This is a genomic window from Komagataeibacter melaceti, assembly GCF_003403295.1.
Taxonomy (GTDB): Bacteria; Pseudomonadota; Alphaproteobacteria; order Acetobacterales; family Acetobacteraceae; genus Komagataeibacter; species Komagataeibacter melaceti.
Window position 1 is genome coordinate 1 of the sequence record NZ_QUWV01000045.1, and the last position, 13249, is coordinate 13249.

Annotated in this window: 13 protein-coding genes; 10 read left to right on the plus strand and 3 right to left on the minus strand. The window is 65.6% G+C overall.

Features of this window, described 5'->3' with window-relative positions:
• The 3 genes from secG to DY926_RS17240 all read right to left on the minus strand — a co-directional run.
• The coding region (gene secG / locus DY926_RS05865) for a preprotein translocase subunit SecG (RefSeq protein WP_116702519.1) at nt 1–276 on the minus strand (276 nt) is incomplete at its 3' end.
• A 37-nt stretch (nt 277–313) separates the two neighbouring features.
• Complete coding sequence (gene tpiA / locus DY926_RS05870) at nt 314–1057, minus strand: triose-phosphate isomerase (RefSeq protein ID WP_116702520.1); 744 nt, start codon at nt 1055–1057, stop codon at nt 314–316.
• A 60-nt stretch (nt 1058–1117) separates the two neighbouring features.
• Entirely contained in the window at nt 1118–1273 is a 156-nt protein-coding gene (locus DY926_RS17240; protein WP_158551935.1) for a hypothetical protein, read from the minus strand.
• Between the two features lie 86 nt (nt 1274–1359).
• On the opposite strand from DY926_RS17240, the gene DY926_RS05875 reads away from it, so the two are divergent.
• The 10 genes from DY926_RS05875 (at nt 1360) to lpdA (ending at nt 13183) form a co-directional block, all read left to right on the plus strand.
• A complete protein-coding gene (locus DY926_RS05875) occupies nt 1360–3255 on the plus strand; it encodes a peptidyl-prolyl cis-trans isomerase (RefSeq protein ID WP_241503078.1) in 1896 nt (631 codons plus the stop codon).
• Nucleotides 3252–4826: an anthranilate synthase component I gene (gene trpE, locus DY926_RS05880; protein ID WP_116702522.1), complete on the plus strand. Its 1575-nt coding sequence runs from the start codon at nt 3252–3254 to the stop codon at nt 4824–4826. Before DY926_RS05875 ends, trpE begins: the two co-directional genes overlap by 4 nt.
• A 101-nt stretch (nt 4827–4927) precedes the next feature.
• Nucleotides 4928–5524, plus strand: a complete 597-nt coding sequence (locus DY926_RS05885) for an anthranilate synthase component II (protein WP_116702523.1) — start codon at nt 4928–4930, stop codon at nt 5522–5524.
• Between the two features lie 6 nt (nt 5525–5530).
• Entirely contained in the window at nt 5531–6646 is a 1116-nt protein-coding gene (gene trpD / locus DY926_RS05890) for an anthranilate phosphoribosyltransferase (RefSeq protein ID WP_116702524.1), read from the plus strand.
• A 3-nt stretch (nt 6647–6649) separates the two neighbouring features.
• Entirely contained in the window at nt 6650–7528 is an 879-nt protein-coding gene (trpC, locus tag DY926_RS05895; RefSeq protein WP_186336092.1) for an indole-3-glycerol phosphate synthase TrpC, read from the plus strand.
• Entirely contained in the window at nt 7525–8016 is a 492-nt protein-coding gene (gene moaC / locus DY926_RS05900) for a cyclic pyranopterin monophosphate synthase MoaC (protein WP_116702526.1), read from the plus strand. The genes trpC and moaC overlap by 4 nt, the downstream gene beginning before the upstream one ends.
• Nucleotides 8017–8107: 91 nt before the next feature.
• On the plus strand, nt 8108–9118 hold the full coding sequence (pdhA, locus tag DY926_RS05905) for a pyruvate dehydrogenase (acetyl-transferring) E1 component subunit alpha (protein WP_116702527.1): 1011 nt from the start codon (nt 8108–8110) through the stop codon (nt 9116–9118).
• Nucleotides 9119–9124: 6 nt separating this feature from the next.
• A complete protein-coding gene (locus DY926_RS05910; protein ID WP_116702528.1) occupies nt 9125–10483 on the plus strand; it encodes a pyruvate dehydrogenase complex E1 component subunit beta in 1359 nt (452 codons plus the stop codon).
• 11 nt (nt 10484–10494) lie between these two features.
• Nucleotides 10495–11760, plus strand: coding sequence for a pyruvate dehydrogenase complex dihydrolipoamide acetyltransferase (locus DY926_RS05915; protein ID WP_116702529.1), 1266 nt, complete (start codon nt 10495–10497; stop codon nt 11758–11760).
• A gap of 13 nt (nt 11761–11773) precedes the next feature.
• Complete coding sequence (lpdA, locus tag DY926_RS05920; protein WP_116702530.1) at nt 11774–13183, plus strand: dihydrolipoyl dehydrogenase; 1410 nt, start codon at nt 11774–11776, stop codon at nt 13181–13183.
• Nucleotides 13184–13249: the final 66 nt, after the last annotated feature.

Below are 13249 nucleotides of genomic sequence, written 5' to 3' on the forward strand. Positions count from 1 at the left end.
GGAGGGGGCGGGCGGCTGGGCCAGGATGTCATGGCCGGTGCCGGTGGAAGCCCCGCGGTTCATGACCGCCAGCGTCAGTGACAGCACCATGAACGCCGTGCCCAGCACGGCGGTGGAGCGCGTGAGCAGCGTTGCCGTGCCGCGCCCGGACATGAAGGAACCCATGCCCTGCGACCCACCGATTCCAAGGCCGCCACCCTCGCTGCGCTGGATCAGGATGGTGCCGATCAGCGCGATGGTGACAAACAGGTGCAGTAAAAGAAGAACTGTGATCATGCGTCTTTCCAGTTGATCCCCGCTGGCCGCGCGGCAATCACGACGGTCGGGCGGCGCGGACAAGCGGCACGAAGGTTTCGGCCTTCAGGCTGGCATTGCCCACCAGCGCCCCGTCCACGTGTTCGACAGGCAGGATATCGGTGACATTGCGTTCGTTAACGGACCCACCATAAAGGATTCGGATCGTTTTGCCAGCATCCCCGAACTGGCGCACCAGTTCTTCACGGATGAAGGCCGCCATATCGGCAATATCCTGCTGCGACGCCGCCGTGCCCGAGCCGATGGCCCAGACCGGTTCATACGCCACGATGCCCCGGAATCCCTGCGGCAGCGAGCCCTGTATCTGCCAGCCCACCGTTTCCTCTGATTCGCCGGAGGCGCGCTGGTCGGCGTTTTCACCCACACAGACGATGGGGGTCAGCCCCGCCGCCATGGCGGCCACGGCCTTTTCACGCACCGTCTCGTCGAGTTCATGGTGTTCGCCACGGCGCTCCGAATGGCCAAGGATGACATACTCCACCCCCAGATCCACCAGCATCGGTGCTGAAATGTCACCTGTATGGGCACCAGCCTTGTCCTGATGGCAGTCCTGCGCGCCAAGCGCCATGCCCGCCTTTTTTACCGCAGGGCCAAGCCGGGCCAACTGCGTGAAGGGGGGGCAGACCACCACATCGGCCCGCGTGGGCAGGGTGGCCAGTTCCGTGGCCAGCCCCGCCACCAGGGCATCGGCCTCAGCGCTCAGGCCGTTCATCTTCCAGTTGCCGACAATTATCTGCTTCATGTTTTTTACTCCCGCCCATGCCTTTGCCTGCGCTGTCCGCTGCGGGGCAGGGCATGGTTATCATGGCGCGCAGCCTACACCATGGCGCACCCGGCGTTGCAACCCGTGCGCACGCACAACGGGTGCGCGGGCACGGTAGTGCTGGTCAAACCGCCAGCGTGACCGTATGGTGCGCGACCGGAAAACAGGAGCCCCGCAGGCGCGCGTCGTGTGCATGCCATTTTCCGTCCGCCTTTTATCTTGGTCCCTGGTGCAGGTTTTTCATGCTATCTTTTCTGTGTCGCGTGTTCATTGATTCATGGGTGGGACGCATCGTCGCCGGGCTGTTTTTCCTCGCCTTCATCGGCTGGGGCGTGGGCGATGTGCTGATGGGCATCGGCACGGAACGCGCCGACGTGGCGGCCCGCGTGGGTGAGCAGACCATCCTGGTCCAGACCTACCAGAACGCGCTCCAGTCCGAGATGCCGCAGATCGCGCAGTCCATGCACCTGTCCGATCCATCGCAGATTCCTTCCGCCACGCGTGAGCAGGTGGCCCAGCAGGTGCTCCAGCGCCTGGTGCTTCAGGCCGAGATCGCGCTGGCGGCTGACCGGCATGGCCTGATCGTGCCCGATTCCTCGGTGCGTGACGAAATTTTCTCCATCCCCGCGTTCAAGGGGCGTGACGGGCGCTTCGACCGTGCGCTGTTCAATGACCGCCTGCGCCGCACCGGCATGTCCGAGGGGCGGCTGGTTGATCTGGTCCGGCAGGAACAGGCGTCGCGCATGCTGCTCCAGCCGATTCGCGATGGCGTGGGCGTGCCCGACGTGATGACCCGCCGCCTGTTTGATTTCGAGGCCCAGACCCGCACCATCGACCTTGTGCGCGTGCCCTTTGATACCCAGCAGCCCGCCGCTGCCCCGACCGAGGCGCAGGTCGCGCGCTACTACGCCAACCATCCGTGGGAATTCCAGGCCCCTGAATACCGCCATGCCCGCATTGTCGTGCTGTCGGCGGACACGATTGGCCATCAGCTCGACATATCTGATGCCGACCTGCGCGCGGCCTATCAGGCGCAGTCGCGCACCTTCAACACGCCCGAGCGGCGGAACGTGCAGGTCGTGACCGTGCCGACACAGGACCGCGCCATGGCCCTGCGCGCCCGGTGGGTGGATGGCGGAAACTGGGCGGATGTGCAGAAGGCGGCGGGCAAGGACGCCGCCGCCGTGGAACTGCCCGGCATCCGGCAGGGCGATGTGCCGTCCGCCGAACTGGGGCGTCAGATATTCGCCGCCCCCGCCGATGCGACGCAGGGGCCCGTCCAGAGCGAGGGGGGATGGGTCGTCTTCCGCGTGACTTCCATCACGCCTGCCCATAGTGCGGCCTTTGATGATGTGAAGCAGGCCCTGCATGACCAGATCGCCCATACCCGCGCCGATGCGCTGGTGGCGGAACGGGTGCAGAAACTGCAGGATGCGATTGCGGGGGGCGGGCTGGATTCCATCCCGGCCGATCTCGGCGCCGTCGCGGTTTCGGGTGAACTGGACCAGAGCGGCCTGACGCATGAGGGCACGCCCGCCCCCATACCGGGTGGCGATGCGGCGCGGCAGGCGATCATCGGGCGCATCTTCTCCCAGCCCAAGGGGGCCAATCCCGAACTGGTGCAGGGGCCGGACGGGGTATGGTACGCCGTATCCGTCGATGGGGTAACGCCCGCGCATGGGCTGGACCTGAAGGAAGCCGGTGCCCGTGTGGCAGCCGCATGGCAGGCCGAGGCACGCCGCCATATGGCTGACCAGCAGGCCACGACCTTCTACACGCAGGCGCAGGAACATGGCGGCCTGGGGCAGGTCACGCCTGCCATTGCCGGGCTGGAGCACAGCCAGCCGATCTCGCCCATCCAGCCCGCGCCGGAAATCCCGCGTGAGGTCGCGGCCCTGATCTTCCGCCTCGACCATCCGGGGCAGAGCGTGATGGTGGAAACGGACGGGGCCTACGTGGTCGCGACGCTGACCGGCATCACCCATCCCGACCCCGCCACGCGCAAGCCGCTTTATGACCGGGTGCGCGCCGGGCTGCTCCAGTCGATGGGCGATGACATTGAAATGAGCTACGGCAATGCGCTTGAAGGCATTGTCAGACCCAAGCCGAACAACGCCGCCATCCGCGCGGTCATGGCCGAGGTTACGGGCAGAGAAAACACGGGAACAGGACAGTGACAGCAGACGCATCGCGCATACGCCCCTCCTTCCGGCAGCCTGATGCTGCCCTGCGTGGGGAGGCCCTTGCCGCCCTGCGCGCGGGGAATGCCGCACTCACCTGGCGCGTCGAACCCGCTGACCTGCTGACCCCGGTGGCCGCCTTCCTGCGCCTGTCGCGGCTGGCGCGCAGCCATGGCGGCAGCAATGGCGGGCATAACGCCTTTCTGCTGGAAAGTGTTGAGGGCGGGACCTCGCGCGGGCGCTATTCCGTTATTGGTCTGCTGCCGGACCTGATCTGGCGCTGCCATGACGGAAGCGCCAGTGTCTGCCATGACCCGGCCGCACCCGTGCATGAATTCACGCCCGAGGCCGATGCCCCGCTGGTCTCCCTGCGGCGCATCCTGCATGAAAGCCGCATGACGCTGCCCGAAGGCATGCCGCCCATGACGGGGGGCGTGTTCGGCTATCTTGGTTACGACATGATCCGGCAGGTCGAATACCTGCCCGACATGCCCGCCGATGACCTGAACCTGCCCGAAGGAATCCTGATCCGTCCCGGCCTGTTCGCCATATTCGACACGGTGCGTGACGAGCTGCTGCTGGCCGCCCCCCTGCGGCCCAAGGCCGGTGTGGCGCCCGAGACCCTGTGGGATGAGGCGCAGGCCCGCCTGCACGAAGCCCGCGCCGCGCTGTCCACCCCCGTGGAACTGCCGGATGGCCCGCAGGACGGGATCGCGCCGCCGGTGCCGGAATCCAACATGTCGCGGGATGAGTTCTGCAATGTCGTGCGCAGGCTGCAGGACTATATCGCGGCGGGGGATGCGTTCCAGATCGTGCCGAGCCAGCGCTTCAGCGCCGCGTTCAGCCTGCCGCCCTTCGCGCTGTATCGTGCGCTGCGGCGTATCAATCCCGCACCGTTCCTGTTCTATCTGGACCTTGACGGGTTCAGCCTGGTCGGTTCCTCGCCCGAGATACTGGTGCGCCTGCGCGAAGGCACCATGACGGTCCGCCCGCTGGCCGGAACCCGCCCGCGCGGGAACACGGTGGCCGAGGATCTGGCGCTGGAAGCCGAACTGCTGGCCGACCCCAAGGAACGTGCCGAGCACCTGATGCTGATCGACCTTGGCCGCAACGATGTGGGCCGGGTGTGCGAACTGGGTTCGGTCCGGGTGACGGAACAGTTCGTGATCGAGCGGTTCAGCCATGTCATGCACATCTCCTCCAACGTGGAGGGACGGCTGCGTCCCGGGCTGGAAGCGCTCGACGCGCTCATGTCCGGCTTCCCCGCCGGCACCCTGACCGGCGCGCCCAAGATTCGCGCCATGCAGATCATTGATGAGGTCGAACCCACCCGGCGCGCCACCTATGCCGGGTGCATCGGCTATTTTGGCCCCGATGGGGACATGGACACCTGCATCGGCCTGCGCATGGCGGTGGTGAAGGATGGCCGGATGTACGTGCAGGCAGGCTGTGGCGTTGTAGCCGACAGCATCCCCGATGCCGAATACGAGGAAACCCGCCAGAAAGCCCGCGCCCTGTTCCGCGCGGCGGAAGAGGCGGTGCGATTTGCCACGGGTGAGGGCGGATAAGGCGATTTTATAGCGCCCGCAGGCATGATAGGATGGCACACGACATGCCGGGCCGGACCTGAAGGTTTGACCCGGCCCAGCGGAAAAGCCATGATACGACCATGATCCTTCTGATCGATAATTATGACAGCTTCACCTTCAACCTCGTCCATTATCTGGGGGATCTGGGGGAGAAGTGTGACGTCTATCGCAACGATGCGATCAGCGTGGCTGACGCGCTGGCGCTGCGGCCCGAGGCCATTGTCATCTCCCCTGGCCCATGTTCGCCCAACGAGGCCGGTATATGCTGTGACCTGATTGCCGAGGCGGCAGGCAAGGTGCCGGTATTCGGTGTCTGTCTTGGTCATCAGGCCATCGGGCAGGTGTTTGGCGGGCAGGTGGTGCGCGCGCCGGTGCCCATGCATGGCAAGGTCTCGCCGGTCTATCACGATGGCACGGGCATTTTTGCCGGCATCCCGGAGCCGTTCAACGCCACCCGCTACCACAGCCTGACCGTTGATCCCGACACGCTGCCCGATACGCTGGCCGTCACCGCACGGTCATCGGACGGGGTGATCATGGGGCTGCGCCACGCCAGCCTGCCGATATTTGGCGTGCAGTTCCACCCTGAAAGCATTGCATCCGAATACGGCCATGAAATCATGGCCAATTTCCTGTCCCTTGCGCGGGGCCGGAACACACCGCGCAAGGCTGCCTGAGCGGCCATGAACAGCAGCACGGACCCCGCCCCGGCCCGCGAGGCAGAGTTCAGGGACATCCTCGCCCACCTGCTGGCGGGGCAGGACCTGTCACCCGCCATGGCGGGGGCGGCGTTCGGACAGATCATGGATGGCGCGGTGGGGGAAATCCCGCTGGCTGCCTTCCTGACCGCACTGCATATACGTGGCGAGAGCGTAACCGAACTGCATGCCGCCGTACGGGCCATGCGCGCACGTATGCTGGCGGTGCCGGACATGCCGGCGGGCGCCATGGATGTATGCGGCACCGGCGGTGACGGGCTGGGCACGCTCAATGTCTCCACCGCCGTGGCCTTCGTGCTGGCGGCGCTCGGGGTGCCGGTGGTCAAGCATGGCAACCGGGCGCTGTCCTCGCGCTCCGGGGCTACGGATGTGCTGCTGGAACTCGGCGTGCCCCTGCCGGTGGAAAACGGGCAGATCCGCGCAATGATGGCGCGCCACTGCGTGACGTTTCTTGCCGCGACCAGCCACCACCCGGCCATGCGGCATGTGGGCGCGGTGCGGCGCGGCCTGGGTTTTCGCACCATTTTCAATCTTGTCGGCCCGCTGTGCAATCCCGCCGGGGTTACGCGGCAGCTTGTGGGCGTGTTCTCCCCCACGTGGCTGGAAGTCATGGCCCGAACCCTGCGTGAAGCCGGGTCGGAGCGTGTCTGGGCGGTCAGCGGCGAATGTGGCGGGGGGCGGTTCATTGATGAAGTGACCCTTGCCGGTCCCACCCATGCCTGCGTGCTGGAGGGGGGCGAGATCTTCTCCCTCGCCCTCGACCCGGCGGCAACGGGCCTTACGCCCGCGCCGATCAGCGCCATCGCGGGGGGCACGCCCGCCCATAACGCCCGCGCGCTGCGCGAACTGGCCGAAGGGGCGGCGGGCGCGTACCGTGATACCGTCCTACTCAACGCGGCGGTGGCGCTGCATGTGGCGGGGCGGGGCGACACCATCATCCGGGGCGGCGGGATTGACTATGCCGCCCTGCGCGGGAACATCGCCATTGCGGCCGAAGTTCTTGATCGTGGCGCGGTGCTTGCCGTGCTGGAGGCTGTCCGGAAGTTCCGGGCGGATGAGCCTAACAGAGTAACAGGGTAGAAAATGAACGACACGCCAATGACCTCCCCCCAGACAGGTAGTGTCCAGCCCGCGGATGAAGATGGCATCCCCGATGTTCTGGAACGTATCTGTGCACGGACACGGGTGGACGTGGCGCAGCGCGCGAAAGTCATGCCGCTGAAGGAAATCACGGCCCGCGCGCGGGAAGTGAACACGCCGCCGCGTGGCTTTGGCCAGGCGCTCAAGCAGAAAACCGCCGACCACCAGATCGGCCTGATTGCGGAAATCAAGAAGGCCTCGCCTTCGGCCGGTATCCTGCGCCCGGATTACGAGCCCACGGTCATTGCCGCCGAATATGAAAAGGCGGGGGCCGCCTGCATCTCGGTCCTGACGGAAGGTTCGTGTTTCCATGGCAGCGCGGAAGACCTGACCCGTGTGCGAGAGGCGTGCAAGCTGCCGCTGCTGCGCAAGGATTTCATCATCGACCCGTGGCAGGTGCATGAAAGCCGCCTGATCGGGGCGGACTGCATCCTGCTCATCATGGTGATCCTGACCGATGCCGAGGCGGCTGAACTGCTCGACATCGCGCGCGGGCTGGACATGGACGTGCTGGTCGAGGTGCATGACGAGCAGGAACTGAACCGCGCGCTGGCGCTCGATACTTCTCTGATCGGCATCAACAACCGCAATCTCAAGACACTGCAGACCGATATCCAGACCACGCTGGACCTCGCCCCGCTGGTGCCGCCGGACCGGATCATCGTGTCCGAAAGCGGTATCCGCACGCATGCGGATGTATTGCGGCTCAACGCGGTGGGGGCCTCGGGCTTTCTGGTGGGTGAAAGCCTGCTGCGGCAGGAAGATGTGGGGGCTGCCGTCCACGCCCTGCTGGGCACCACCGCCACCGGGACCGCGCCATGACATCGCCCCGCCTGTCACATCTGGACGCGGCGGGGCACGCGGTCATGGTCGATGTCTCGGCCAAACCCGATACGCGGCGTGAGGCGGTGGCGCACGGTCTGGTCAGGATGCGCCCCGAGACACTGGCCATGATCATGGCGGGGCAGATGCCCAAGGGCGACGTGCTGGCCACCGCGCGCATTGCGGGCATCATGGCGGCCAAGAAGACATCGGACCTGATCCCGCTGTGCCACCCGCTGGCCATTTCCTCCGTGCGGGTGGAGCTTGCGCCCGATGCGGCGGGGCAGGGGGTGGAGATCACCGCCCGTGTGCGCACCACCGGGCCGACCGGCGTGGAAATGGAGGCCCTGACCGCCGCCTCCGTCGCCGCGCTGACGCTGTATGACATGTGCAAGGCCGTCGAGCGGGACATGGAGATCTGTCAGATACACGTGATCCATAAATCCGGCGGGGCTTCCGGTACTTATAACCGCGTGGCGCCCCCATGACGGAACGGGACCCCATTTCGCACCTGTAACGCCCATGTCGTGGCAGGAGCGCAGGCAAGAGCGCTCTGGCAACAAGAAGCAAGGACCTTCGATGAGTAACGAGACAGATCCCGGCCTGTCAGGTGGCCATAACAGCCGGACCATGGCCGAGGCCGACCTCAAGCACGCCTATTACCAGATGGTGCTTATCCGCCGGTTCGAGGAGCGCGCGGGCCAGTTGTATGGCATGGGGCTGATCGGGGGGTTCTGTCACCTCTATATCGGCCAGGAAGCGGTCGTGGTCGGGATTCAGGCGGAGCTGAAGCAGGGGGACAAGATCATCACCTCCTACCGTGACCACGGGCAGATGCTGGCGGCGGGCATGGACCCGCGCGGGGTGATGGCGGAGCTGACCGGGCGTGAGGGTGGCTATTCCCACGGCAAGGGCGGCTCCATGCACATGTTCTCCTCCGAGAAGCATTTCTATGGCGGGCACGGCATCGTGGGCGCGCAGGTCTCGCTCGGGATCGGGCTGGCCTTTGCCAACAAGTACCGTGGCACGGATGAGGTCTCGGTCACCTATTATGGTGAAGGCGCTTCCAACCAGGGCCAGGTTTACGAGAGCTTCAACCTCGCGGCCCTGCACAAGCTGCCCTGCCTGTTCGTGCTCGAAAACAACCGCTACGGCATGGGCACCAGCGTCGAGCGTGCTTCGGCATCGAAGGAACTGTGGCGCAATGGCGAACCGTGGGGCATCCCCGGCATGCATGTCGATGGCATGGACGTGAACGCCGTGCGCGCGGCGGCGCATGAGGCCGTGGCCCATTGCCGCGCGGGCAAGGGCCCGGTGCTGATGGAGGTCGATACCTATCGCTACCGTGGCCATTCCATGTCGGACCCGGCAAAATACCGCCAGCGTTCCGAGGTGGATGAAATACGCAAGAACCATGACCCCATCGACCGCGTGCGGCGCGAGCTGCTGGAAATGGGCGTGGCCGAGGGCGAACTAAAGGCCATGGATGACAAGGTGCGTGAGATCGTGACCGATGCGGCGACATTCGCCCAGACCAGCCCCGAACCGGACCCGTCGGAGCTGTGGACAGATGTGCTGGTGGAAAGCTGATTAAAGATGGCAACAGAAATACTTATGCCCGCCCTGTCCCCCACCATGACAGAGGGCAAGATGACCCGCTGGCTGCGCAGGACGGGGGATGCGGTCGCCGCGGGTGACGTGATTGCGGAAATCGAGACGGACAAGGCCACGATGGAAGTCGAGGCCGTGGACGAAGGGATCATGGGCCGCATCCTGGTGGCGGAGGGGACGGAGAACGTGCCCGTCAACACCCCCATCGCCATCCTGCTGGCGGAAGGTGAGGACGCCGACGCCCAGCCCGCTACAGCCCAGCCCGCACCGACCACGCAGGCACAGCCCCAGCCTGCTGGTGCACCTGCCGCACCCGCCCCGTCGGGCAGCGCGCCCGCTCCCGCCCAGCCGGAAAAGGACTGGGGTGAGTGTAGCGAGATCACGGTGCGTGAAGCCCTGCGCGACGCCATGGCCGCCGAACTGCGCCGTGATGAGGATGTGTTCCTGATCGGTGAGGAAGTGGCCCAGTACCAGGGGGCCTACAAGGTCTCGCAGGGGCTGCTGGACGAGTTCGGGGAAAAGCGGGTGATCGACACCCCCATTACCGAACAGGGCTTTGCCGGCATGGCCATTGGCGCGGCGCTGACCGGGCTGAAGCCGATTGTCGAGTTCATGACCATGAACTTCGGCATGCAGGCCATTGACCAGATCATCAATTCCGCCGCCAAGACGCGCTACATGTCCGGCGGGCAGATGTCCTGCCCCATCGTGTTCCGTGGCCCCAATGGTGCCGCCGCCCGCGTGGGCGCGCAGCATTCGCAGTGCTATGCAAGCTGGTACGGCCATGTGCCGGGGCTGAAGGTGGTCGCGCCATGGTCGGCAGCGGATGCCAAGGGCCTACTGCGCGCGGCGATCCGTGACCCCAACCCGGTCATCTTCCTTGAAAACGAGATCCTGTACGGACAGCGCTTTCCCTGCCCGGTAGATGAGGACTTCATCCTGCCCATCGGCAAGGCCAAGGTAGAGCGCGAAGGCCGGGACGTGACCATCGTGACGTTCTCCATCATGGTTGGCGTGGCCCTTGATGCGGCGGAAAAACTGGCCGCGCAGGGGATCGAGGCGGAAGTCATCAACCTGCGCACCATCCGCCCGCTGGATACGAAAACCGTGGTGGACAGCGTGAAGAAGACCAGCCGCCTCGTCTGTGTGGAGGAAGGCTGGCCGTTCGCCGGTATTGGCGCGGAAATCGCGATGCAGGTGATCGAACATGCCTTCGATTACCTCGACGCGCCGCCGGTGCGCGTGGCGGGCGCTGATGTGCCGATGCCGTTTGCCGCCAATCTTGAAAAACTTGCCCTGCCCAATGCGGACTGGATCATCAATGCCGTCCGGCAGGTTGTGTGAGGGAACGCACGATGTCGATCAACATCCTGATGCCGGCGCTTTCCCCCACCATGAAGGAAGGCAAGCTGGCCCGCTGGCTCAAGGCGGAAGGCGACAGTATCGCGTCCGGTGACGTGATTGCGGAAATCGAGACGGACAAGGCCACGATGGAAGTCGAGGCCGTGGACGAAGGGATCATGGGCCGTATCCTCGTGCCCGCCGGGACCGAGGGCATAGCCGTCAACGCGCCGATCGCCATACTGGTGGCCGAGGGTGAAAGCGTGCCTGATGCGCCTGCATCCGCGCCGGAAACCAGGCCCACCACACCTGCCGCCGCCGCGCCTGCGGCCAGCCCCGCCGTGGCGGCTGGTGCTACGCCGGTTGCGTCACCTGCCGCCGCTGCCGCTCCTGCGGGCCGCAGCCGTGTTTTCGCATCCCCGCTGGCGCGCCGTATCGCGGCACAGAAGGGCATTGACCTCGCCACGCTGAAGGGCAGCGGCCCCAGCGGGCGCATCGTGCGCCGGGACGTGGAGCAGGCCGCCAGCGCACCTGCCGCCGCCCCCGCGCCGAAGGCTGCCCCGGCCGCGACTGTGGCGGGTGGAAATTACGAAAGCGTGCCCCATTCCAGCATGCGCAAGGTCATCGCGCGCCGCCTGACGGAAGCGAAGACCACCATTCCGCATTTCTATGTGGAAATGGATGTGAAACTGGACGCCCTGCTGGCGCTGCGCAGCCAGATGAACGCGGCCTCGCCCGCCGAGGGGCCGGGATCGTACAAGATTTCGGTCAATGACATGCTGGTCAAGGCGGCGGCGGTCACGCTGCGCCGGGTGCCCAAGGTCAACGTCTCGTACACCGAGGAGGCGATGCTGGTTCACAACGATGTGGACATCTCGGTCGCCGTGTCCATCCCTGACGGGCTGATCACGCCCATCGTGCGCCAGGCCGATACCAAGAGCCTGCGCCAGATCAGCCAGGAAACGCGCGATCTGGTGGCCCGTGCACGGGCGGGCAAGCTGAAGCCGGAGGAATTCCAGGGCGGCACCTTCTCCATTTCCAACATGGGAATGTACGGGGTGAAATCCTTCTCCGCCATCATCAACCCGCCACAGGCCGCGATCCTGGCCATTGCGGCGGCCGAGCGCCGGCCGGTGGTCGGGGATGAGGGGATCACGGTCGCCACTGTCATGACCGTGACGCTGTCGGTCGATCATCGCGTGGTGGATGGCGCGCTGGCGGCGGAATGGGTATCGGCTTTCCGCACGGTTGTGGAAAACCCGATGAGCCTTGTGGTCTGAGGAAACGGTCCAGATGAGCACCACACAATTTGATGTCATCATTATCGGCGGTGGCCCCGGCGGGTATGTCGCGGCCATCCGTGCGGCCCAGCTCGGGCTGAAAACCGCCGTGGTCGAGGCCGCGCAGCTTGGCGGCATCTGCCTCAACTGGGGCTGTATCCCGACCAAGGCGCTGCTGCGCGCGTCCGAGATCAACCACCTGCTTCATGACCTCGACGGCTTCGGGTTCGCGGCGGACAACATCCGTTTCGACTTCGCCCGGGTCATCAAGCGCTCGCGCGATGTCTCGGCCCAGCTTTCCGCCGGGGTGAGCCACCTGCTCAAAAAGCACAAGGTCACGGTCATCAACGGGTTCGGTAAGCTGGCCGGTACGCAGGGCGGTCTGCGCAAGGTCTCGGTCAGCCGCGATGGCGCGGAGACCGCGGCCCTGACCGCGCCCCATGTCATCGTGGCCACGGGTGCGCGCGCGCGTGTCCTGCCGGGGCTGGAGCCGGATGGCCGACTGATCTGGTCCTACCGCGAGGCCATGACGCCAACAGCCCTGCCGCGCAGCCTGCTGGTGATCGGGTCGGGCGCGATCGGGGTGGAATTCGCCTCGTTCTACCGCAACATGGGCGCGGAGGTCACGATTGTGGAGGTGGCCGACCGCATCCTGCCGGTGGAAGATGCGGAGATCAGTACCTTTGCCCGCAAGGCCCTTGAAAAGCAGGGCATGAAGATCCTGACCGGCGCCAAGCTGGGCACGATCGCAAAGGGCGACAACTCCGTGACCGTGGATGTTACCGCGGGCGGGAAGACGCAGCAGGTTACGGTGGAGCGGGTCATTTCCGCCGTGGGTATTGTCGGCAATGTCGAGAATATCGGGCTGGAAGGCACCGCGATCGAGGTGGCGGGCACCCACATCAAGGTCGATCCCTACTGCCGCACGGGCGAGAAGGGGGTTTACGCCATTGGCGACATCGCGGCCCCGCCGTGGCTTGCCCACAAGGCCAGCCATGAGGGCGTGATGGTGGCGGAGATGATCGCGGGCCGTACGGTCCACCCGATCAGCCCGCTCAACATTCCCGGCTGTACCTACTGCCGCCCGCAGGTGGCCTCCGTCGGGCTGACGGAAGCACGCGCCAAGGAAGCGGGCTACAAGCTCCGTATCGGGCGCTTCCCCTTCATCGGCAATGGCAAGGCCATCGCGATGGGTGAACCCGAAGGGCTGGTGAAGACCATATTCGACGCGGAAACCGGCGAATTGCTGGGCGCGCACATGGTCGGGGCGGAAGTGACGGAAATGATTCAGGGCTATGTCATCGCCCGTACGGGTGAACTGACGGAAGCCGAACTGAAGGAGACCGTCTTCCCCCATCCCACCATCTCGGAAACCATGCACGAGGCCGTTCTGGCGGCGTATGACGGCGCACTGCATATCTGATCGTGCGGTTGTGATCCGTTCCGGGGGGGAAGGGGGTATGAACGCTTGACGCGGTGCGGCAGGCGT